17 protein-coding genes are annotated in these 23,164 nt (G+C 40.5%); 14 read left to right on the top strand and 3 right to left on the bottom strand.

The window, feature by feature from the left end:
- Positions 1-30 precede the first annotated feature (30 nt).
- The 4 genes from argH (at position 31) to KXJ59_RS13925 (ending at position 6,357) form a co-directional block, all read left to right on the top strand.
- Positions 31-1,389, top strand: coding sequence for an argininosuccinate lyase (gene argH / locus KXJ59_RS13940; RefSeq protein ID WP_295205857.1), 1,359 nt, complete (start codon positions 31-33; stop codon positions 1,387-1,389).
- A 76-nt stretch (positions 1,390-1,465) separates the two neighbouring features.
- Positions 1,466-2,197 carry an FKBP-type peptidyl-prolyl cis-trans isomerase gene (locus KXJ59_RS13935; protein WP_295205853.1) on the top strand — a complete coding sequence of 244 codons (732 nt, stop codon included), beginning with the start codon at positions 1,466-1,468 and terminating at the stop codon, positions 2,195-2,197.
- Between the two features lie 141 nt (positions 2,198-2,338).
- Positions 2,339-5,149 (top strand): TonB-dependent receptor, encoded by a 2,811-nt coding sequence (locus tag KXJ59_RS13930; protein WP_295205844.1) that lies wholly within the window; start codon positions 2,339-2,341, stop codon positions 5,147-5,149.
- Between the two features lie 113 nt (positions 5,150-5,262).
- The gene (locus tag KXJ59_RS13925) at positions 5,263-6,357 is read left to right on the top strand and encodes an MBL fold metallo-hydrolase (RefSeq protein ID WP_295205842.1); all 1,095 of its coding nucleotides are present in this window, start codon (positions 5,263-5,265) and stop codon (positions 6,355-6,357) included.
- Between the two features lie 59 nt (positions 6,358-6,416).
- On the opposite strand, the gene KXJ59_RS13920 is transcribed toward KXJ59_RS13925, so the two are convergent.
- A complete protein-coding gene (locus tag KXJ59_RS13920; protein WP_295205839.1) occupies positions 6,417-7,235 on the bottom strand; it encodes a GLPGLI family protein in 819 nt (272 codons plus the stop codon).
- 171 nt (positions 7,236-7,406) lie between these two features.
- On the opposite strand from KXJ59_RS13920, the gene KXJ59_RS13915 reads away from it, so the two are divergent.
- The 5 genes from KXJ59_RS13915 (at position 7,407) to KXJ59_RS13895 (ending at position 12,631) form a co-directional block, all read left to right on the top strand.
- Positions 7,407-9,230, top strand: a complete 1,824-nt coding sequence (locus tag KXJ59_RS13915) for a HAMP domain-containing sensor histidine kinase (RefSeq protein WP_295205836.1) — start codon at positions 7,407-7,409, stop codon at positions 9,228-9,230.
- A gap of 14 nt (positions 9,231-9,244) precedes the next feature.
- Positions 9,245-9,928 carry a response regulator transcription factor gene (locus KXJ59_RS13910; RefSeq protein WP_295205833.1) on the top strand — a complete coding sequence of 228 codons (684 nt, stop codon included), beginning with the start codon at positions 9,245-9,247 and terminating at the stop codon, positions 9,926-9,928.
- A gap of 130 nt (positions 9,929-10,058) precedes the next feature.
- Positions 10,059-11,249 carry a glycine C-acetyltransferase gene (gene kbl, locus KXJ59_RS13905; protein WP_295205830.1) on the top strand — a complete coding sequence of 397 codons (1,191 nt, stop codon included), beginning with the start codon at positions 10,059-10,061 and terminating at the stop codon, positions 11,247-11,249.
- A 36-nt stretch (positions 11,250-11,285) separates the two neighbouring features.
- Positions 11,286-12,122, top strand: coding sequence for a penicillin-binding transpeptidase domain-containing protein (locus KXJ59_RS13900; protein WP_295205827.1), 837 nt, complete (start codon positions 11,286-11,288; stop codon positions 12,120-12,122).
- 11 nt (positions 12,123-12,133) lie between these two features.
- Positions 12,134-12,631, top strand: coding sequence for a dCMP deaminase family protein (locus KXJ59_RS13895; protein WP_295205824.1), 498 nt, complete (start codon positions 12,134-12,136; stop codon positions 12,629-12,631).
- A gap of 3 nt (positions 12,632-12,634) precedes the next feature.
- On the opposite strand, the gene KXJ59_RS13890 is transcribed toward KXJ59_RS13895, so the two are convergent.
- Both KXJ59_RS13890 and KXJ59_RS13885 read right to left on the bottom strand, forming a co-directional pair.
- The gene (locus tag KXJ59_RS13890; RefSeq protein ID WP_295205821.1) at positions 12,635-13,015 is read right to left on the bottom strand and encodes a VOC family protein; all 381 of its coding nucleotides are present in this window, start codon (positions 13,013-13,015) and stop codon (positions 12,635-12,637) included.
- A gap of 25 nt (positions 13,016-13,040) precedes the next feature.
- Entirely contained in the window at positions 13,041-14,069 is a 1,029-nt protein-coding gene (locus tag KXJ59_RS13885) for an LLM class flavin-dependent oxidoreductase (RefSeq protein ID WP_295205819.1), read from the bottom strand.
- A 473-nt stretch (positions 14,070-14,542) separates the two neighbouring features.
- Between KXJ59_RS13885 and KXJ59_RS13880 the strand changes: the two genes are divergently transcribed.
- From KXJ59_RS13880 to KXJ59_RS13860, 5 genes are all read left to right on the top strand, one after another.
- The gene (locus KXJ59_RS13880; protein WP_295205817.1) at positions 14,543-17,710 is read left to right on the top strand and encodes a SusC/RagA family TonB-linked outer membrane protein; all 3,168 of its coding nucleotides are present in this window, start codon (positions 14,543-14,545) and stop codon (positions 17,708-17,710) included.
- 18 nt (positions 17,711-17,728) lie between these two features.
- Positions 17,729-19,279, top strand: coding sequence for a RagB/SusD family nutrient uptake outer membrane protein (locus KXJ59_RS13875; RefSeq protein WP_295205815.1), 1,551 nt, complete (start codon positions 17,729-17,731; stop codon positions 19,277-19,279).
- Positions 19,280-19,303: 24 nt separating this feature from the next.
- Positions 19,304-19,966: a hypothetical protein gene (locus KXJ59_RS13870; RefSeq protein WP_295205813.1), complete on the top strand. Its 663-nt coding sequence runs from the start codon at positions 19,304-19,306 to the stop codon at positions 19,964-19,966.
- A 19-nt stretch (positions 19,967-19,985) separates the two neighbouring features.
- Positions 19,986-20,960, top strand: coding sequence for a hypothetical protein (locus KXJ59_RS13865; RefSeq protein ID WP_295205811.1), 975 nt, complete (start codon positions 19,986-19,988; stop codon positions 20,958-20,960).
- An 81-nt stretch (positions 20,961-21,041) separates the two neighbouring features.
- On the top strand, positions 21,042-22,994 hold the full coding sequence (locus KXJ59_RS13860; RefSeq protein ID WP_295205809.1) for a glycoside hydrolase family 97 protein: 1,953 nt from the start codon (positions 21,042-21,044) through the stop codon (positions 22,992-22,994).
- Positions 22,995-23,164: the final 170 nt, after the last annotated feature.

Here is a 23,164-nt window from a genome sequence, read left to right as displayed (position 1 = left end):
TAGTGACTAAAATCAATAAAAAATTAACGCATGAAACTCTGGCAAAAAAATACCACTGTATCAGGAGCCGTAGAAACCTTCACGGTAGGAAAAGATCGTGAAATGGATCTGCTTCTGGCTCCATTCGATGTATTGGGCTCCATTGCCCATGTAACCATGCTGGCAGAAGTGGGTCTGTTAACAAAAGAAGAAGCTATACTGATAAATAAAGAACTGAGAAACATTTATCGCAATATTCACGATTCACCTCACGAAGGAGTCCCTGGGAAATTCACGATTCACGAAAACATAGAAGACATCCACTCACAGATCGAATTCATGCTCACTGAAAAAATAGGGGAAGCTGGGAAAAAAATACACAGCGCCAGAAGCAGGAATGATCAGGTGTTGGTAGACATTAAACTTTTTCTGCGGAATGAAATAAAGTTGCTGGCAACAGAAACAGAAAACCTGTTCAACTTATTACAGCAGCAAAGTGAAAAATACAAGGACCATCTTTTACCGGGTTATACACACCTGCAATTAGCCATGCCCTCCTCTTTTGGATTGTGGTTTGGTGCTTATGCAGAGAGTTTGGTAGATGATATGATTTCATTAGAGGCCGCCTATAAAGTAGTTAATAAAAACCCGCTGGGTTCTGCAGCAGGGTATGGCTCTTCTTTCCCTATCAACAGAACGCTGACTACAGAACTACTGGGTTTTGATGAGCTGAACTATAATGTAGTATATGCCCAAATGGGCCGTGGTAAAGCAGAAAGAATAACGGCTACAGCTATGGCGAATATTGCAGACACACTAAGCCGTATGAGTATGGATATGTGTTTGTACCTGAACCAGAATTTTGATTTTGTGAGTTTCCCCGCAGAATTAACTACAGGGTCAAGTATTATGCCACACAAAAAAAATCCGGATGTATTTGAACTCATACGCTCACAGGCCAATCGCATCAAAGCACTACCCAATGAGATCATGCTGATGACAACCAATTTGCCATCCGGATATCACCGCGACCTGCAATTATTAAAAGAGCATTTATTTCCCGCATTAGGCACATTGCGACAGTGTTTACAAATGGCACAGTTAATGTTGTCATCTGTTGAAATAAAAAAAGGCATCATGCAGGATACTAAATACCTCTATGCATTCAGTGTGGAAGAAGTAAATAAACTGGTATTGCAGGGTATTCCTTTCCGGGACGCATATAAGCAGATAGGTATGCAGATAGAAGAAGGGAAATTTAAAGTTGATATCAGCCAGTTGCAACATACGCATGAAGGCAGTATGGGTAACCTTTGTACGGCACAGATCGGCAACATGATGAAGCAGGTTATAGCTGACTTCGGGTTTGAAAAAGCGGAAAAAGCGATTGAAATGTTGCTGGAAGATTAAAGTTGATAGACAGCCAGTTTCTTTCTTGGTGTAATCCCTAAAATATTGTTGTTTTGATGCTCCTAAACCAGAAATGATGCGAATTATTCTCTCTTGTACAATCGGACTGCTTTTAACAGGTGCCGGTTATGGTCAGACAAAAACAGTAAAACCAGCGGCGCCAAAAACAGCAGCGGGTACAACAAAATCAGTAGTTAACCCACTTAAAGACAGCAAAGATTCTGCGAGTTATGCATTGGGTATCAGAATTGGACAAAACCTCGAAAACCAGGGGCTGGGTAAAATAAATGTAGCTATCCTGCAAAGAGCACTTTCCGATCAGTTACAGAAAAAGAAAATAATGATCCCCGAAACGGCCCTAAACCAGTGCATAGAAGGGTTTATCGAAAAAGCAAATGAAGAAAAATTAGGGGTTGCCAAAAAACAGGCAAAAGCTTTTCTCGATGCCAATGCAAAGCGCCCCGGGGTAATTACACTACCAAGCGGTTTGCAATATGAAGTTATAAAGAATAATCCTGATGGGGTAAAACCGGTGGCAACCGATCAGGTAAAATGTCATTATCATGGAACACTGATTGACGGAACTGTTTTCGACAGTTCTGTGGAACGTGGTGAACCTATTGTTTTTTCTGTTGGTGGAGTAATCCGCGGATGGCAGGAAGCATTACAACTGATGACAGTTGGCAGCAAATGGAAACTCTATGTACCTGCCGACCTTGCTTATGGCGATTCTTCTGCAGGCCCTAAAATTGGTCCGGGTTCTACACTGGTTTTTGAAGTAGAATTGATCTCTATCGAAAAACAATAATCAAATACTGAAGATACTGGCCCTCTGTGAAAACCACAGAGGGCTTTTTATTCTATTAACCTTCATTAACCTTTCCCCAAAGTTCATTAACCGCTTTTGCATAAACCCAACACTACTTTTGATGCATTAAAACCAAAAGTAATGTTGAAATACATCGCTACACTGCTTATCATTGTTCTACTTCCCGCTTTTGTAAAGGCGCAAAATACAGGCACCGTAAAAGGACATGTATTTGATACAGCCACGAATCGTGGGTTGGCTTATGCCACAGTTTCTGTTGTAAATAGTAAAGATTCAACCCTTATAACATTCACCAGGGCCGACTCAACAGGTAAATTCAGTATCAGATCGCTAGATAAGGGCAGTTATCTTATTTCTGCTTCTTATGTCGGCTACGTTCCGGTATGGAAATCGATAGATGTAAAAGCCGGTCAGGAACTCGATCTTGGCCAGTTGATACTTACGGATGTATTAAAGAGTGGAGAGGTAACTGTTACCGCACGCCGCGCACCGGTTACCATTAACGGCGACACAGTAGAATTCAATACGGAGAATTTCAAAACCCAACCCAACGCGGTAGTAGAAGATCTTTTAAAGAGATTACCGGGTGTAACGGTTGATAACGACGGAACCATCAGGGTAAATGGGCAACGCGTGAACCGCGTATTGGTGAACGGAAAAGAATTCTTTACCGGTGATCCGAAAATTGCCACCAAAAACCTTGATGCAGATGCAGTAGATAAAGTACAGGTATTCGACAAAAAAAGTGATCGTTCAGAATTTACTGGTATTGATGATGGCAATTCAGAAAAAGCCATTAACCTGAAACTGAAAAAAGACAGAAATAAATCCACGTTTGGAAGGATAGCCGGAGGGGCAGGTGGCGATGATGGCAGGTATGATGCACAGACTAATATAAACCGCTTTAATGGCGATCAGCAATTATCGCTGTTGGGGATGGCCAATAATGTAAACAAACAGGGTTTTAGCCTGACTGATATCATGAATTTTTCGGGCGACCTTGCAAGGGGTATGAGAAACAGTGGAGGTGGCGTCAGCATTAGTATCGGTGGCGGTGGCGGAGACAACGGGTTGCCTGTAACAGGGCTTGGACAAAACCAGCAGGGGGTAGCTACTACTTATGCAGGCGGTGTTAATTATAATGATCTCTGGAACAAGAAATCAAATGTAAATACCAGCGGCATGTTTAGTGATATTGATTTGCTGACCAACCGAATCACCAATCGTCAGAATCTGCTACCGGGCAATACATTTGATTATATAAGCAATAGTAATTCTGCAAGGAAAGTACAACAGCAAAGATGGAACGGAAGTATCGATCACAAATTCGATACGATGATTTCATTAAAAGTTACACCACAGGTTTCAGCACAACAGAACAATACAAATACGTATAGTAGTTATAGCTCGACCAATAAAAATGGCCTCAAAATAAATGACGGTTTCAGCGATAGCAAAACACAGTCAGATGCATTAAACCTTTCTGCTACTGCTTTATACCGCCAACGGTTAAAGAAAAAAGGGAGAACCATTTCAGGTAACTTTACTTTAAACTATAACGACAGCAAACAAACAGGCGATCTCTATACGCGTAATACTTTCTATGCAGCAGGTGTAGCACTGAGAGATTCCATCACAAACCAGAAAAATACCCGTAATGCCATTACCCGCAATTTTGGTGGAACCATTACTTATACCGAACCTATAGGCCGTAGGTCATTACTTGAAATATCATCGTTCTATAATACCAACAGCGGACAAAGCGATCGTAAAACCTATGATTATAACAGTGGATCAGGTAAATACGATCAATATAATACCATTCTGAGTAATGATTTTACCAGCAGTTATAATTATGGTGGTGGTACAGTTAATTTCAGATCGAATATGAATAAAGTGATATTAACAGTAGGTTCTTCTTTTCAGTCGGCAACGCTGCGAAGCACCAATAATACCAATAGTAATGTAATTGAACAACGTTTCTCTGATCTGTTACCCAGTGCCAATATACAGTACAGGTTTACATCCAGTAAGACCCTTTCGATGAACCTGAATACTTCTACCACGCAGCCGTCAACGGCACAGTTACAGCCAATTGCAGACGTAAGTGATCCATTGAACACTTATACAGGTAATCCAAACCTGAAACGCAGTTATGTACAGTCAGTAAACCTGAGTTTTTTTTCTACCAATGTGTATACACAAAGAAACCTGTTTGCTTTTGTCTCTGCCACAAAAACCAATAATGCTATTGTTAACTCCGATCAGATTCAACCAAACGGATCCCGTGTATCGATGCCGGTGAATGCAGACGGACAATATTTTGTTTTTGGTAGTGTTAATGCAGGTTTCCCGATCAAAAAAATAAAATCAAGAATTGATATCGGAATCAGCACAAACTATACACGCAATATTGCTTTCCTGAATGGAGCAAGAAATAATATCGCTAACCTCGGTGTAGGACCTTCATTGAATTATAGTTTTGCGCAGGATGGATTGATGGACATCAATGCAAGTGCCAGACTGAGTATCAGCAAAGCAACTTATTCACTTCAGCCAATGCTCAATACCAATTACCTGCAGCAGACTTACAATGTGGAAATGAATAATTACCTGCCATTGGGTCTGGTAATGAATAATAGCTTCAATTATACAGTGAATTCCGGTCGTGCGGATGGGTTTAATACCAAGATACCATACTGGAATGCGTCACTGGCTAAAGGTTTCATGAAAAATAAAAGGGCCGAACTGAAACTGAGCGTATTCGATATGCTGAACAAGAATATCGGTATCAACAGATCGGCCAACCAGAATTATATAGAAGACACACGGTATAATGTACTACAGCGTTATTTCCTGTTAAGTTTTACTTACAGATTGAACAAAGCCGCTACCGGAGGTGGAGCACGTATTATAACGAGGAACTTCTAAACAGAATTCTCTATTTTCTCATATTTATCAGTACTCCCCTTCTTTCCAGAAGGGGATTTTTTTTATGCAATATCTGACTGGCTGATACGTCTTAAGGGTAGAAACCCAAACGCATGATCATTTTTGCCGTTATATTGATAGTATTCATTCTTGCTGTATATGCCTTTATACGCACAGAACCTTTCGGAAGTCTTTCAACAGGGAAAAGAAAAGAACGTATTGAACAATCGCTTCATTACCGTGACGGCAGATTTCAAAATCTTCATCATACGCCCGACCTCGCCGAAGAAGCCAGTTATTATAGTGTATTGACTGAGTTTTTCTTCCGTCGAAAAGAAAGACCAAAACCATTATCTGCAATTCCATCCCGTAAAACTGTACTCAAAGAACTTGATCCGGCAGAACAGGTATTGGTTTGGATGGGGCATTCATCTTATTTCATTCAGGCAGACGGAAAAAAAATATTGGTAGACCCAGTATTGAGTGGTGCAGCATCGCCCCTGTCATTTACCACCAGGGCTTTCGCCGGTACAGATATTTATAAAGTAGATGAACTGCCAGATATAGATTACCTGTTTATCTCACATGATCACTGGGATCATTTGGATTATGCAACCATACGTTTATTAAGAACTAAGGTTGGGAAAGTGATTACAGGCTTGGGTACAGGAGCACATTTTGAACGATGGGGATATAAGGAGGAACAAATCATGGAGCTTGACTGGTACGAGAAAGCAGTTATGACAGAAGGAACGGAGGTAACTGTTCTGCCTGCAAGGCACTTTTCGGGACGAGGGTTTAAACGCAACCAGAGTTTATGGGTTTCCTTTGCACTGCAATTGCCTTCCATGAAATTATACCTGGGCGGCGACAGTGGCTATGATGATCATTTCGCACAAATAGGTGACGCATACGGACCTTTCGATTTGGCAGTACTTGAATGCGGGCAATACGATAATAACTGGCGATATATTCATATGTTACCAAACCAGATTATGCCTGCTGCACGTGAGTTAAACGCAAAAAAGATATTACCTGTACACTGGTCAAAATTTACATTAGCCAATCATGCATGGGATGAACCGGTAGTTGAATTACTGAAGTCTGTTAAAGAAAATGATCCGCAGGTACTTACACCTATGATCGGACAAAAACTGGATTTACTTCATTCTTCGGATCTGTCGAAATGGTGGTTAGAGGTACAATAAAAGAAAGGGGCATATATCTTTTTTTGATATAGCCCCTTTCTTTTATTAGGTATAGCTGATTAACCGCCGATGCGGAAATTTCCACCACCACTTGGCATTTGCTGCTGCATCAAATCCATTCTCATTTTATTGAATTCAGCTGCTGTAACGGTCTTTCCTTTTTTAGGTTCCTTCAATAATTTCTGGTCTACTTCTTTTTTAATTTCCAGCGCAGTGTAAACCATAGCACCGTTATCACTGTCCAGTTGCAGAATTACACCTGGTAACTGGCCATAACTATCGGGGCCAACGGGGCTGATAATATCCTGTGCATACCATGCTACTACTTCAATTTCGCGTGGCTGTGGGCGTGATGTATCCCTCGTAGGACTTGCACCAGCGCCGCCGAAAACCATCATTCGCGGTGCAGATACCTGTACGGTGATTTTGCGTGTGGCTTTTAAGCAGGTATAGCCGAGTATCTGTTTGGTTTCATTGGTAAGTTTCCAGGGTTGCTGCGTAATGGAATCTACAATAAGATAGTTTTTACCAGCAAGTTCTGAGCTCAGAACAGACTTAGACTGGGTGAAGTTTTTAAAGAGATCTCCGCCGTCAGAACCGCCGATAGAGAAACTCATTACCCTCATTCCACCGCCTCCACCTGCAAAAGGGTCAGGAGCTTCATTTTCAGGGATTAATTTGTAGAGGGAGATACTGTCGCTGAACATCAGTATATGTTTACTGATACGGAACTCAGGAATCATGGCCCTCATTTGTTCACTCGTAATAGTACGATGCGAATTGATCTTTCGCTCATACACAATGGTACCCTGCTTTACCTGCGCCTTTAAAGAACCAAGACTAACGGCAGCAGCAATCAGGAAAAATGCTTTCTTCATGTAGGTAGAGTTTATATTGAATAACTTTAAAAGGGCCAGGTGCCCTGTTTTTAATGACCTCAAAGCTAATGGCAGCCTTTGTTAAGCATTCTTGCTCAAAGGTTAATTTAGGTTAATGAAAAACCGCTACAGCAAACAGAAGCCTTTACCTTTGTTCCGAGATTATACAACATGAAAAAATTACAGCTTTCACTGGTATTAATGATGTCTACTGTGCTCCTGCTGGGAGCATTTGAGGGCTACTGGCTGCACAAGTTGTATAAAGATGAACATGCAGGATTAAAAAAAGAAGTGGATGTGAGTTTCCGGGAAACCATGAATAAACTGCAGTTATCGCGTTTCGAAAAAGACACATCACTCATTACCCGCACCCTGGTATTGCCAAACCCGAAAGTGAGTGGCACAGCTACATTTACACAGTCGTTTAAACTGGATACGGTTAAAAAAAACGGGCCGTCGAATGTTGTTTACAGAACCATTGGTAGTCCGGTGGAATTGAAAAATATTCCTGCAGATTCCATTCAGTCTGTTTCGGTATTCAAATCGGGGTTTAGTTTTAAAGGGGCTCCCAATCCGGCATTGATTGAATTGATCATGAAACAGGCAAAGGGTCAGATGGATTCAGCAACCAGAATTGTATTCAGCTTCGACTCCAGTTTTAAACAAGGTATCGGTCACAGAACGAACGAACGGTCATCAGGGTATACGATTCGTATTAACAGAAACGATACTGGCCAGTTGGCATCTGTCAACGATAGCCTCAAAAAGGAAATGGTACAGGTAAGAGAGCATCCAATGCTGCTGGCTGCAAGGAATTTACAGGCGAACATGAAGCGAACCGATAGTGCAAAGAAGATAGCTGCTCAACCGGCTGATAAAATTCTTTTTGCGCAAAATATACCGGCTTCGGGTGCTGTAACAGCTTCTCCAATCATCCGTTTTCTTTCGAATAATAAAACCATCAACGATTCCATACCGGTTAAAGAATTAGATTCAGCATACAGGGCCGAACTGGGTAAAGCCAATAAAAAATTACAGTTTACCATTCTTTTTGAATCATTCAAAGACAGTATTCCGGGTAAATGGAATTTCAGGAGAGATAGCTCAGACCTGGTAATTACCGATAAAGTATTTGTAGGATACAACACCCCATACGCTTACCAGGCAAAATTTGAAGGCACAGGAATGTATGTGCTGGGAAAAATGCAAATGCAGATTGGTGGCTCGGTGCTCTTGTTATTACTGGTAGCAGGTTCGTTCATCATATTGTATCGTAACCTGTTGGCACAACAAAGGTTGGCTGAGATCAAAAATGATTTTATCAGCAATATTACCCATGAGTTAAAAACGCCTATTGCAACGGTTGGTGTAGCCATTGAAGCATTGAGAAATTTCAATGCCATACAAAGCCCGGAAAAAACCAAAGAATACCTTGATATTTCCGCCGCTGAATTACAGCGCCTGAGTTTACTGGTTGACAAAGTGCTGAAGCTGTCAATGTTTGAAAAACAGCAGATTGAACTCAATAAAGAACCGTTCGATCTGAAAGAATTGATAGAGGAAAATCTTCGGATCATGAAATTACAGTTCGACAAACACAGGGCAACAGTTGATTTTACCGCATCGGATAATAGTTATATGATTGAGGCAGATAAATTACACATGACAAGTGTGATTTATAACCTGTTAGACAATGCGCTCAAATACAGCGGTAATAAACCATCTATTCAGATTACCATGAGCATGCCCGATACAGAACGTATTATGCTGCGTATTACAGATAATGGTATTGGTATTGCACCGCAGCACCAGACAAAAATTTTTGATAAATTCTTCCGTGTGCCAACCGGTAATAAACATAATATAAAAGGATATGGGCTGGGCTTGAGCTATGTAGCTGAAGTAGTGAAAAGCCATAAAGGAAATATCCGGGTAGAGAGCGAACCGGAGAAAGGCAGTACATTTATAGTAGAACTTCCTGTAAGAGATCAATAAAGTCTGTTAGCATTATGCCCATTAAAGTTTTATATGTTGAAGATGAATTGTTTCTTGGCAAGATTGTAAAAGAAACACTTGAAACAAGAGGCTTTGAAGTAATCATGGAATCTGATGGAGCCGATGTAGTTCGTTCATTCGAAGATGAACAACCCGATATCTGCATTCTTGATGTAATGCTGCCCAACAGAAGCGGGTTTGAATTGGCAGAAGATATCCGCAAACTCAACGATGATGTACCCGTTATTTTCCTGACGGCAAAAACCCAGACCGAAGATGTGGTACAGGGTTTTAAAATCGGCGGTAACGACTATATCCGAAAACCCTTCAGCATGGAAGAACTGATTGTTCGGATAGAAAATGCACTAAGGGTAAGGAAAGAAGATTTACCTGCCGAAATAGGCGACAGCATTATAATGGGTAAGTACAGTTTTCATCTTAATAAACAAGTACTGAGCAACGGTTCAGGCGATCGAAAACTTTCTTACCGGGAAGCCGAGCTGATTAAATATCTCTACCAAAACCGCAATGCAGTAATCGACCGTCGCGACCTGCTCAATCATATCTGGGGAAACGATTCATTTTTTAACAGCCGTAACCTCGATGTCTATATTACCAAAATACGAGGCTACCTCAAAGAAGACCCCAGTCTGGAAATCATTACCATAAAAGGGGTAGGGTATCGGTTTGTGGTGTAAAAAATAATGAACAGCAGAACAGAGGAATGTCCAATTTCAAAATAAGGTCTAACTCCTACTTGAAAATTGGACATTCCTCTGTTCTGCTGTTCTACATTCTGCTATCTTTGCTCCTCATAATCGCAAAGTCATGAATGAAAAATTTGTAGCCCGTGTAAGGGAGGAACTTCAGGAAATAGAAACGGCCGGACTCTTTAAAAAAGAGCGCATTATTACCAGTGAACAGGGACCGGAAATTGTTGTGAATGGTAAATCGGTACTGAATTTCTGTGCCAATAATTATCTCGGTCTTTCATCGCACCCAAAAGTGATTGAAGCCGCCCATTCAGCCATCGACACACATGGTTATGGCATGAGCAGTGTGCGTTTTATTTGTGGTACCCAGGATATTCATAAGGAACTGGAGAAAAAGATCGCCGATTTTCTCGGTACAGAAGATACTATATTATACGCTGCAGCATTTGATGCCAATGGAGGTGTATTTGAACCATTGTTTAATGAGCAGGACGCAATCATCAGCGATGCATTGAATCATGCGTCTATTATTGATGGTGTTCGCCTGTGTAAGGCACAACGTTTCAGGTATGAACATAATAATATGAACGACCTGGAAGCAAAACTCCAGGAAAGTGCAGGTTGCAGAAGCAGGATCATCGTTACCGACGGATCATTCAGTATGGATGGAACCATTGCGCAACTCGATAAAATCTGTGACCTGGCTGATCAATACGATGCCATTGTAATGATTGATGAATGTCATTCCTCCGGTTTCCTTGGTAAAACCGGGCGGGGTACACACGAATACTGTGGTGTGATGGGCAGAATAGATATTATTACCGGCACACTGGGTAAGGCCCTTGGAGGTGCAAGTGGTGGGTTTACATCGGGTAAAAAGGAAATCATTGAAATGCTGCGTCAGCGCAGCCGGCCATACCTTTTCTCGAATACAGTAGCTCCGTCAATTGTAGGTGCTTCTATTGCGGTATTGGATATGCTTACTGAAACCACACAGTTAAGAGATCAACTCGAATACAACACAAAATATTTCCGTACTAAAATGACCGAAGCGGGGTTTGATATTAAGCCCGGTGATCACCCCATTGTTCCTATCATGTTATACGAAGCGGTAGTGGCACAAAATTTTGCAGCTAAATTACTGGAAGAAGGCGTGTATGTAATTGGCTTCTTCTATCCGGTGGTGGCAAAGGGTCTGGCACGTATCCGCGTACAATTAAGTGCAGCGCATCAGCAACATCATTTAGATAAAGCGATAGCCGCATTTACTAAAGTAGGTAAAGAACTGGGTGTTTTGAAAGCATAAGCGAAACAACTCTAATCAGTTTATTAAAATAAAACTATGTCATCAGTAAAAAATATTCTTTCGATTGGTTGTGTACTCAGTGTATTATTGATTGCCTGTTCCCCGAACAATGTGAAGATAGAAGACAGCTTCAAAAAATATTTTGATGAAAACAAACTGACAGGTACGTTTGGGTTATTTGACAATGGAACGGGTCAATTCACTATTTATAACCTGTCTCGTTTTAAAGACTCGTCTTACCTTCCTGCTTCTACCTTTAAAATTGTGAATTCGCTGATTGGTATTGAAACCGGGCGTGTGTCGAATGAGAAAATGGTAATCAAGTGGGATGGCAGGGTGAATATATTTCCCGGTGGCGATACGGCACACGACTGGAACCGCGATCTGACCATGGAAGAGGCTTTCGCTGTTTCTGCCTTACCTTATTACCAGGAACTGGCCCGCAGAATCGGGAAAGACACCATGCAACGCTGGATCGACAGTCTGGAATATGGTAATAAACAAATAGGAACTGCTGTAGATTCTTTCTGGATCAATAATACTTTAAAAGTTACTGCTGATGAACAGATGGGACTGGTAAAAAGATTGTATTTCGCGCAACTGCCATTCCAGAAAAGAACACAGGAGATTGTAAAGAAAATGATGATCAGGGAAAATAATGCGAATTATCAACTGGCGTATAAAACAGGATTAGGGTTTAAAGAAAATGGAAATTTAATAGGATGGGTTGTTGGATGGATCGAGGAAAACAAGCATCCCTATTTCTTTGTGCTGAATACAGAAGGAGATAAAGAGGCGAAGATGATCGAGGCCCGAATGAATATTTTGAAAGCTATTTTAAAAGAACAGGGCTTTTTTGAAGGGAAGCGTTAATCTTTTTCAGCATGACCAAACGACAAAACTATATTTCCTGGGACGAATATTTTATGGGTGTTGCCTTACTTTCTGCTAAACGAAGCAAAGACCCCAATACACAGGTAGGTGCCTGTATTGTAAATGATAAGAACAAAATTGTTGGAGCTGGATATAACGGATTACCGATAGGTTGCGATGATAATGAATTTCCCTGGAGCAAGGAGGGTGATTTTCTTGATACCAAATACCCATATGTCTGCCATGCAGAACTGAATGCCATTCTCAATAATATTGGAATGGATCTGAAAGGGTGTAAGATATATACTGCATTGTTTCCCTGTAATGAATGTACAAAAGCCATTATACAGGCAGGTATTAAGGAAGTGGTTTATCTCTCTGATAAATACGACGGGACCGATCCATCAAAAGCATCAAAGCTGATGTTGGAAAAAGCGGGTATTCAATTCCGGAAAGTAAAAGCATCAGTGTCCGGCTTATTTCTCTCTTTCAAAGAAGAAGACGTCTGATGGCTATTGTTCTTTTTTTCGAATAACCTGAAACATATTTCCTTCAGGATCCTGACCTATAAACAGTAGGTAAGGATAGTTAGTAAAACTGGTAATGTCTTTAACTGCTACTCCCTTTGTTAAAAGTATTGTGTGTAATTGATGAATGTCTGCATCAGTCTCAAAAATAATTTTGGTATTACTTTCTATAAAACTGTTGTTTGATATATCAGTATAATTAGACCCTATTTTGTGTAATCCAATTTTTGCATTTCCGGCCGAGAATAGAATCCATTCTGACGGAATTTCTTCAAGTATAGCGAAACCGAATACATGCTGATAGAAATGTTTCATTAATTCAAAATCAGCCACAAATAGCATAATAGTATCCAACTTTAAATGCATGGCACATCATTTGCCATAAATATAATCAGTTCAAAGCCTTTCTGATAGCCGGAGCGATTTTAGTTCCAAAAATTTCAATCGATTTCATCAAATCCTTATGTGAAGGCCCACCTACATCCATATGTGCTGCAAAGCGGGTAAAACCTAATGTTTCATGTAACTGTAAAATTTTGTCAATGGCTTCATTGGGTTCTCCAATAACCAAAGCCCCGTCATTCCCTCTTCCAAAATCAAACTGATCGCGCGTATAGGCCGACCAGCCCCGTTGTTTACCAATACGGTTCATTTGTGCGGCATACTGAGGAAAATATTGATCTGCAACTCTTTTACTGTCATCACCAAAAAATGCATGCATATGAACACCGGTTTTCATTTTTTCAACCGGATGTTTGAAATGCTGGTATACTTTTTCATAATAATCAAATAAGGGTTTGAATTGTGCGGGACTGCCGCCAATGATGGCAAATATTACGGGGAGCCCATACCTGCCGGCTCTCAATACAGATTCGGGAGTACCTCCAACAGCTATCCACATGTCAAGTAGTTGGTTATAAGCACGTGGAAATACTTCCTGTTTTACCAACGGTGTTCTGAATTCTCCTTTCCAGCTAACAGGCTGTTGCTGATTTACCTGGAGGAGCAGATCAAGTTTTTCTTCAAAAAGCAAATCATAATCAGCCAGGTCGTAACCAAATAGCGGAAAGGATTCTGTAAAACTACCACGGCCAACCACCAGTTCTGCCCTTCCGCTGGAGAGTAAGTCAATACTGGCGTACTGCTGATATAAACGAATCGGGTCAGCAGAACTTAATACCGAAACTGCACTTCCCAGTCTGATATGTTTTGTATTCGTCGATGCTGCTGCTAATATGATCTCGGGGGCCGATACTGCATATTCGGGCCGGTGGTGTTCACCAATACCAAAAAAATCAAGCCTCAGTTCATCCATCAGCTTAATTTCTTTTATCATTTCCAGCAGTCTCTGTCCGGTAGGCACAGTAATGCCCTTTTCATTTACATGTAAATCGCCAAACATACCAATACCCAGTTCCATTTGTTTTTTTACAAAAATACAATGCAACTGTCTGACATCATTATATAGATAATATGGTGGTTTTTACTAAGAATTAGCCCGAACTGTTGAATCGGCACCCTATGTGTATTGGCGGAAAATTAAACAGCTAGTACCAAGTTGTTAAATTATTGCCACATCATGATAATATCCGCAAACAGATTTTTTTTTTCAGTGAGTACATTTAATCATTGGGAAAAATAATAAATGTCAAAATTACAATTAATATTTTTCTTAATGGGTTCACCTATTATAAACCCTAAGTAATTCATATGCTACGTTGCTTTGCAGGTATTGTACCCTTGTACAGTGCACACTACTCTTTTGTCTTCGATCGAAGCGTTGAATTTCATCTGCAGGATGGATAGGTTGACATTACATTATTTGTACCACTATATATAAGTATACACAGATCTCTTCATAACCAACTAACATTTCATTATCAACATTACATTATGAGTAAAGCTACACGATTCATTATGCGGAAGCACTTATTCATGCTGATGCTGGCGCTGTTTTCCTGTTTTGTAGCGAATGCGCAGGTAAAAATCACCGGTAAAATCCTGAATAAGAAAACAAATACACCTTTGGCGGGTGTTGCTGTCGTTGAAAAAGGGGGTACCAATGGTACAGAAACCCTTGAAAACGGAACGTTTTCCCTGAATGTAAAAAACGGGAACGCCACCCTTGTTATTTCTTCATTGGGTTTTGCCACACAGGAAGTAAAACTTGCAGGTAAAACAAACCTTGATGTATCACTCGATGAGGACATTAAAGGAATAGATGATGTAGTAATCATCGGTTACCAGAACTCAACAAGGAGAACTACTTCAGCCGCTATTTCGAGTGTGAAAGGTAAAGACATTGAAAATACACCTTATCCTACTTTCGATGCGATGCTGCAAGGACGTGTAGCAGGATTAAATGTACTTTCCGTTTCTGCTGAACCCGGAGCTGCCGGTATTGTAAATATCCGTGGTAATAGTAGTGTGGCCAATGCCAGTGGTGGTGGTACCGCTACAGGTGTATCTGCACCATTGTATGTAATTGATGGTGTGGTATTTGACGTAAGTGATTTGCGTACAGCTTATGGTAACAGTAACCCGCTGGCCGCTATCAACCCGAATGATATTGAATCAATTGATGTATTAAGAGATGCATCTGCTGCTGCCATTTATGGTGCAAGGGCTGCAAATGGAGTAATTATTGTGAAAACAGTAAAACCTAAAGGAGGCAGACCTCAGTTCAGACTTTCTTCTTATGTAGGTATTACTACTAAGCCCAGTATGAAACCTGTTATCGTTGGAGCAGAAGAGAGAAGACTTAAAATGGATATCCTGCGCGAACAGGCTACTTACCAGCAGCAGGGTGTTATGTCTCAGTTTCTTACTGATAGTTTGAATCCTGCATTTAATAATGCAACTGATTTTCAGGATCTGTTTTTTCAGGATGCCATTCTGCGTAACGTAGATTTTAGTATAGCGGGTTCAACTCAGGCTATGTCTTATCGTTTGTCGCTGAACAGTTATTCGGAGAACGGATTACAACCAGGTTTTGGGATTAAAAGATTAGCACCCCGTCTGTATGTGAGCATGAAGCCTTCTAAAAATGTTGAAATTACTTCAGATACTTATATGGGCTTTGTAAAAGAGCAGCGCGGTGATGGTACAGGTAATGTTACCCCATATAATATACAAACCTTTCCTTCTTCTTTCTGGCAGATAGATGATGTTACCCGCAATAACTATGCTGGTAAAAATGATAAAGTGAGAGACGATGCCAGAACAACCAGTATTAACGGTAATCTCCGTCTTACCTGGAAACCATTTGAGAACATTACTTTTATCAGCTCTCTTTCCTATAACCTGGGTTTTGTACGCAGAGATTATCTGCGCGACAGATCGGTGGTTACCAATAACCGCTCTGATGCCTTCCTTACAGAAAGCAATTCAAGCCGTTATGAAATTGAAAACTATGCAACCTGGAGTAAATCATTTGGAACAGGAATGGACCATAGTGTAAGCGTATTGGTAGGCCAGGGTGCTGAAGAACAAATCGTGAAAAGCACATCTGCTAACGCCAATGGTATTCCTTTTGATGCCATCCGTATTATCGCGGGTGTTCCTACAGGCCCCAATCTGAACGTATCTACCAACTATGAAGACCGTTCAAGGGTATCTTATTTTACCAGAGCCAGTTATAATTATAAAGGCAAATACGGAGTTGATGTTAGTTTCAGAAGAGACGCATCATCGCGTTATGCTCCCACCAGCCGTTGGGGTACATTCCCGGCATTCTCTGCCAGATGGAATATCTCTGATGAGCCATTCTTCAAAAAACTGAGCAAAGTTATTTCTTTTGCAAAAGTTCGTTACAGTTATGGTGTTACCGGTCGTGACCCGGGTGGTTACTATGCACAGTATCGCCAGTTGAGCACCAATATGAACTATCCAACTTCTTCTTTAGGTTTTGGTGCAGCAGGTAATATTATTACTTATGGTGGTATTACAGCCGTTACACCGAGTTATACCGGTGCGGCTCCTGCAACCAATATTACCTGGGAAAAATCGCCACAAACCAATCTGGGTATTGATATGAATTTCCTGAGAGATCGTATCAGTTTGAGTGTCGACTTTTATCATAAAGCCAGCAAGGACCTGATCTTTAATATTCCGGTTCCTGTTACAACGGGTTATACTACTGCTACCAATAACTTCGTGGACATCGCAAACCGTGGTATCGAAATTTCTTTGAATACCAATAACCTTTCTGATCGCAGTCCACTGAAATGGCAGACAAGTTTAAACGTAGCTTTCAATGACAACTATGTAACAAAACTGCCCGATGGCAACCGCGACTTTACTTATGGACCTGTCTTCTTATCAAGAATACTAACCATTGGTCAACCACTGTATGGTTACCGTGTGTTTAATATCAATGGTGTTTATCCAACAACCGGAGATGTACCTGTTGATCCGCTCACCGGTTTACGTACCCGTATTTACGGAGGTGCACAATTTATCGGTGGTGATAATGCAAAACAGGATATCAATGGAGACTATAATGTGGATGATAATGATATGATTGTTCAGGGAGATCCTAATACCAAGATTTATGGTGGGTTCATTAATACCTTAACCTATAAAGGATTCTCAGTACAAATTCTGTCAACTTTTATCCTGGGTAGAAGTGTGTGGAATGGTTATCTGTCAGATAAATTGGCATCTGCAAGTAATAACCCGCCTAACTTTTTTGGAACCAGATCGGGTCCGGCTGCAGAATTTAACAACCTGAATCTATGGAGAAGACCAGGCGATATTGCAACGCTGGGAAGTTTATTTAGTACAACTGATCCATGGACTATTCGTTCTTCTATGTTTGTGGAAGATGCAAGTTTCTTCAGAATTAAAACAGTGAATCTTTCTTATAGCTTCCCTGTAAGTGAAAGGTTGAAAAAACTGGGTATTCGTATGATTCGTCTGTATGGCGTGGCAGATAACTTAAAAGTATTCTACGGAGCAAACCTGCCTGATCCGGAATCAATTGGTATTGACGGTTTCACCACTGCAAATGGTTATCCCGTACCAAAGAAATTTACACTGGGTCTGGATATTCAGTTTTAATCCTAAAAAAGAGAAATCATGAAATTCATTAAATCATATCATAATCAATTACTCGCACTGTTTATGCTGACGATGATGACAGTGTCTTGTAGTAAAAAATTTACTGAGCGTGTTCCCATCAATGCGCCAACAGATGCCAATTTCTGGAAGAATGAAACAGAAGCCACCAGTGCTGTTGCCGGTTCTTATGCTTCATTAAGAATTGCCATGAATGAAATGGGAATGGGGCACTATTATTATGGTGATACCCAAACTGATCAGTTTGTAGCCAGAACCAATGGAGAAGACTATCCTGCTATCACACAAATTCAGTGGCAGACTTTTGTAGCTCCATCACAAACATTCCGTGGGCTCATTAAATTACGTCGCTGGGATAATTTCTATCGTGCAGTAGATCAGGTGAATCGTTGTATTAAATACATTCAACCTATCCCATTGTCGAATTTTACCTCTGTAAACAAACAGGCTGCAAAAGATGCATTAATAGGTGAAAACTATTTTCTCCGTGCCTTCACTTACTTCTACATATCAAGAATCTGGGGCGATGTTCCATTGGTGATTGAAACAGTAGAAGATGCAGCAGCTACGCCAAATTTACCTCGTGCCAAACAGGCCGATGTGCTGGATCAGTGTATCAAAGATTTACAGGAAGCCATTAAACTGTTGCCATATGTAACAGCTCCTACCGCTACACGTCCAATTCGTGCCAACAAAGGAACCTGTTATGCATTACTTGCTCATATCTACGCCTGGAAAGGTGAGTATGATAAAGTAGTACCCGCTGCAGACTCTGTAATTACCAGTGGTGGATATTCACATGTAAGCAGGGCTACAAGGGCTTCTTATACTGCTATGTTCAGGGGTAATTCTTCAGAAGCTATTTTTGAAATTTCCCAGAATGCAGCTAATGAAGGTTCATTGATTACAGCCGGATATGGTGATATCAACAACAGCATCGCTGCCAGAACATTAAAATCACCTTACCTGCTTACACAATTAGGTAATTCACTCTTTACCCTGGATGCAGGCACATTGACAACATTATTTCCCAATAATGCAGATAGTGTTGATTTGAGAAGAAGAAATGGATTTGATTTCTGGGGAACAACAGATCCGATCTGTACCAAATACGCAAATATTGTATATACAGGTCCTAATAACACATCTCCACTCAGTCAGAACAATATACTGGTGTTCAGACTTGCTGATATTAAATTGTTGAAAGCAGAAGCATTGGCATCATTAAATAATCCATCCGGTGCAAGAACCATTGTAAATGAAATTCGTGGCCTGGCCGGTTTAGGTCCTACTACAGCAACCGACGCAAATATGTTTGAAGAAGTGATACAGGAAAGAGGCAGAGAGCTGTTTATTGAAGGACATCGTTTTTATGACCTTGTTCGCCTGGCTCGTAAGACCAATATTATCCGATTCAATGGAACAGGAACCATCAGCCGTATGACTATCACTGATTTTAACCTGGGTAAATATTACTGGCCCATTGATCCGATCCTGATTTCTCTGAACCCATTACTGACCCAAACGCCATTCTGGGCGGATAAAATGTAAGCCATCACCCCAAAACAATCTTTTATGTCTTATAAATCAATTCTCGCCGCATTCATTGTGATCTGTTTGTTCGGCTCCTGTAAAAAAGATTACCTCACAGGAGGAACCCTGCACCAGGCTATCACACCACTCAATAATGTGGATTATATGAAGGCGAATGCATTTAAATTGTTCGATACCGCTGTGGTAGTGATTGAACGTTTAGGAATGACAGCGCAGGTAAATAATGCTAAAACATTTTTTGCTTTTACCGACTATGCGGTTCTAAACATGATCAACCTGCGTCTGCAGCAGAAACAACTGGTGAACCCACTGGCAACGTATACACTGGATAGTTTGATCAGTAATATCAATGAAGATTCTGTCAGACAATATATCCTGAATGAAACCATCGAACTCAAAACAGCCCCGGAATTGATACCTGCAACCTATACGAGTTTAGGTAATACAACAATGGGTGTATTGAAGCAATTGCAAACAGGAGCAGCTTATCTCGAACGTACACAGGCTCCTACTTATTTACTGTTTTATGTAAAAGTAAGAGGTGCATTGGATCAGCCGGGTGTAACACCTCCGGTAAATCAAAACGATATAACTGTGCAGTGCCAGACGACGGGTATAAAAACCTCGAATGGTAATACCACCATGCATGTATTGGCCAACCAACACACATTTGTAAGATTCTGACCCCACAAAAAAAATGACTATGAAGCCTATTTATAAATCAATTTGTGCAGTACTTACCATTATGGTGGTGGGTTATGCGTGCTCAAAAAAACCATCTGAAGGTTTTTTAGGAAATAAGTTCTACTATCTGTCCAATCCATTCGTCGGTATAAAAGGAAGGGTAACTACCTCTGTACCTATACAGGCAGATGGGTCTACCAACCCACTATATGTAAAACTGTTGCAGGTGCGTACACGTGCCGGACAAGTAACAGATGCGCTGACCAAAGAATATGAAATTCCTATTTATAAAGGAGAAGTAACACCGCAGGATTCAACACCGCAATTGCTGGCTGCGAAACTGGGTACAGCCATGTATAAGCCATTTAATATTAATTCTATCGGTGGACGATTAGAATTAACACCGGCAAGTGCAATGGTTGATACAGGATTATACGATTTTGATATTGAAGTAAGTAATATCCGCGGTTCAAAAAAGATTAATAGTGTAGCTAAAGTACAAATTACGCCTGCAGTTCCTTCGCAATTGGTTAGGCAGTTTGCCAACAGTTCGGCTGTTAATCAGGAAAGCGTATTCACTACACAGGCTAATTTTTCCACTACCCTGGAAAGACGTGCAGGTCCAAACCAGATCATTATCCGTTTCCTCGACAGAAATGGAGTAGCGTTCAATCCAAAGCAGGGGCAGGTATTACCAAGGGTAGGTACCACTGCCGCACCTCGTTTTGTTTTCAGACAATTTGCGCCCTATTATCCTGAAGTGGTTAATGATACTGCATTTATTTATCAGTACCCTGAGAAAACACCCACATTCCCATTGTACCTGTTGAATAATGCTTACCTGAGTTCTTACAGAATTCCAGCACAGTTTAATACACTGGATCAGAATATCAATCCTGAATTTGCCTTCCGTCTCTACCCGACAGATGGTGTTACAGCAGTTTCAGGTACATGGGTAATAACCAATCGCATTGGTTTTGCCGCCAAAAAATAGTTTCTTTAGCAGGCGTTAATTATAGCAAGAAAGAAAAAGTCGCCGCAAGGTGGCTTTTTCAATTTTAAATACCGTTGAAATATGAAAAAATACCTGTTGTTTTTTTTACTGTTATGGTGTGGTTTTTCAGAATTACAGGCACAAAGAACTACACAATTGTATAGTCCAGATCGCAAATTGAAAGTATCCGTGTTCCTGAATACAAAGGGCGAGTTATTCTATGACGTATACCATAAAGATTCATTGGTAATGAAGTATTCACGGCTGGGCGTTAACAGAACAGATGCCGATTTTACTACCGGATTAAAACTGCTATCTGTATCTCCCGCCACAGCTATAGCCGAAACATACACCCTTCTTCATGGAAAGAAAAAAAGGATAAATTACCATGCCCGGGAGCAAAAATTTTCTTTTTTAGCAGCATCGGCAAAATCAATGGAAGTCGTTTTCAGGGTATCGAACGATGGTCTTGCCTTCCGGTATGTTTTTGATGATAAAAAGGATAGAGATAAGCAATATCGTATCACCAAAGAGCAAACAGCTTTTCATTTTAAACCAAACACCATTGCTTTTCTTCAACCTAATATGAATTCCAAATCGGGATGGAACAAAACGCAACCTTCTTATGAAGAGCAATACCAGCAAGGAATACCTGTTGGTACTGCCGCACCTGAAAAAGCCGGATGGGTATTACCTGCATTGTTTAAGTCGGGTTCGTATTGGATTAATATTACAGAAACAGCAGTAGATACAAATTATTGCGGTTCCAGACTTGATCAGTATTCGCCAGATGGTAACTATAGCATTGCTTTTCCACAAGACACAGAGGGTATTGGTACTGATGCTGTATATCCTCAGTCATCATTACCCTGGTATACACCCTGGCGTATTATCACATTGTCTGATGAGTTAAGTGTACTGGCAGAATCAACACTCGGTACCGATCTTGCCCTGCCAGCTAAATATGATGTATCTGGCTGGCTCAAACCAGGAAAGGCTTCCTGGAGTTGGATTATGTATAAAGATGGTTCCATCAATTATACTGTACAGAAACGTTATATCGATTTTGCAGCATCAATGAAATGGCAATATTGTTTGATTGATGTAAACTGGGACCGGCGTATCGGTTACGAACGTATGGATACATTGGCAAAATACGCAGCAACAAAAAATGTAAAACTGATACTTTGGTATAACTCTGCTGGCGACTGGAACACGGTGAATTTTTATACGCCACGAAATAAATTACTTACACACGCATTAAGAACAGCAGAATTTGCAAAACTGAAAGAAATGGGTATTGCAGGTATCAAAGTAGATTTCTTCCCGGGCGATGGACAGTCAGCCATGAAATATTATATCGATATTCTGAAAGATGCTGCTGCATATGGCATCGCTGTAAACTTTCATGGTTCAACCTATCCGCGGGGCTGGTCAAGAACCTATCCCAACCTGGTAACGATGGAAGCCATTAAAGGACAGGAATTTATTACATTTAACCAGCAGGATGCCAATATGCAACCCGTTCATGCTACAACAATTCCTTTTACCAGAAATCTTTTTGATCCTATGGATTTCACACCAGTGAATTTATCTGGTATTCCGGGTATCAGAAGAAAAACCACAAAAGCCTTTGAACTGTCATTATCGGTATTGTTTTTATCGGGTATTCAGCATTTTGGAGAATCGGATAGTGGTATGTTGAAACAAAAAGATTTTGTTCAGGATTATATGCGCACAGTACCAGATAGCTGGGATGAGGTAAAATTTATTGATGGTTATCCCGGAAAATATGTAATACTGGCAAGACGCGCAGGCAAGCAATGGTATATTTCAGGCACCAATGGTGAAAACAAAGAACTTAGTCTCCAACTTAACCTGTCTTTTCTGAAAAAGCAATATAAAAAAGCTGTTCTCATCGGCGACGATGCTCAGGAAAAAGACCTTTTTAGTAAACAGATTGATCTCGAAAGCACCTATAATATTGTTATGCAACCATATGGAGGTTTTGTAATAAAGACAAATGAAGATTGAAAAGTGGAGTAATTGGATTTATTATAAGTATATCGTTTAATAAAAAGTGTGACACATTAAATGTGTCACACTTTTTATGATAAAACAGTAATTGTACAATACTTATACAGTTTTATTGAATCAGATAAAAGGAATCGATTAATATTCCGATAGTCATATAATATAAACAG

Source organism: Sediminibacterium sp. (assembly GCF_019264485.1).
GTDB lineage: Bacteria > Bacteroidota > Bacteroidia > Chitinophagales > Chitinophagaceae > Sediminibacterium.
Note: the sequence above shows the minus strand (reverse complement) of the source record. Positions and strands in the feature narration are given on the sequence as shown.

Excerpts from the sequence above, each read along its gene's own strand:
- argH (WP_295205857.1), top strand. The coding sequence starts at position 31 with ATGAAACTCTGGCAAAAAAATACCACTGTATCAGGAGCCGTAGAAACC.
- KXJ59_RS13935 (WP_295205853.1), top strand. The coding sequence starts at position 1,466 with ATGCGAATTATTCTCTCTTGTACAATCGGACTGCTTTTAACAGGTGCC.
- KXJ59_RS13930 (WP_295205844.1), top strand. The coding sequence starts at position 2,339 with ATGTTGAAATACATCGCTACACTGCTTATCATTGTTCTACTTCCCGCT.
- KXJ59_RS13925 (WP_295205842.1), top strand. The coding sequence starts at position 5,263 with ATGATCATTTTTGCCGTTATATTGATAGTATTCATTCTTGCTGTATAT.
- KXJ59_RS13920 (WP_295205839.1), bottom strand. The coding sequence starts at position 7,235 with ATGAAGAAAGCATTTTTCCTGATTGCTGCTGCCGTTAGTCTTGGTTCT.
- KXJ59_RS13915 (WP_295205836.1), top strand. The coding sequence starts at position 7,407 with ATGAAAAAATTACAGCTTTCACTGGTATTAATGATGTCTACTGTGCTC.
- KXJ59_RS13910 (WP_295205833.1), top strand. The coding sequence starts at position 9,245 with ATGCCCATTAAAGTTTTATATGTTGAAGATGAATTGTTTCTTGGCAAG.
- kbl (WP_295205830.1), top strand. The coding sequence starts at position 10,059 with ATGAATGAAAAATTTGTAGCCCGTGTAAGGGAGGAACTTCAGGAAATA.
- KXJ59_RS13900 (WP_295205827.1), top strand. The coding sequence starts at position 11,286 with ATGTCATCAGTAAAAAATATTCTTTCGATTGGTTGTGTACTCAGTGTA.
- KXJ59_RS13895 (WP_295205824.1), top strand. The coding sequence starts at position 12,134 with ATGACCAAACGACAAAACTATATTTCCTGGGACGAATATTTTATGGGT.
- KXJ59_RS13890 (WP_295205821.1), bottom strand. The coding sequence starts at position 13,015 with ATGCATTTAAAGTTGGATACTATTATGCTATTTGTGGCTGATTTTGAA.
- KXJ59_RS13885 (WP_295205819.1), bottom strand. The coding sequence starts at position 14,069 with ATGGAACTGGGTATTGGTATGTTTGGCGATTTACATGTAAATGAAAAG.
- KXJ59_RS13880 (WP_295205817.1), top strand. The coding sequence starts at position 14,543 with ATGAGTAAAGCTACACGATTCATTATGCGGAAGCACTTATTCATGCTG.
- KXJ59_RS13875 (WP_295205815.1), top strand. The coding sequence starts at position 17,729 with ATGAAATTCATTAAATCATATCATAATCAATTACTCGCACTGTTTATG.
- KXJ59_RS13870 (WP_295205813.1), top strand. The coding sequence starts at position 19,304 with ATGTCTTATAAATCAATTCTCGCCGCATTCATTGTGATCTGTTTGTTC.
- KXJ59_RS13865 (WP_295205811.1), top strand. The coding sequence starts at position 19,986 with ATGAAGCCTATTTATAAATCAATTTGTGCAGTACTTACCATTATGGTG.
- KXJ59_RS13860 (WP_295205809.1), top strand. The coding sequence starts at position 21,042 with ATGAAAAAATACCTGTTGTTTTTTTTACTGTTATGGTGTGGTTTTTCA.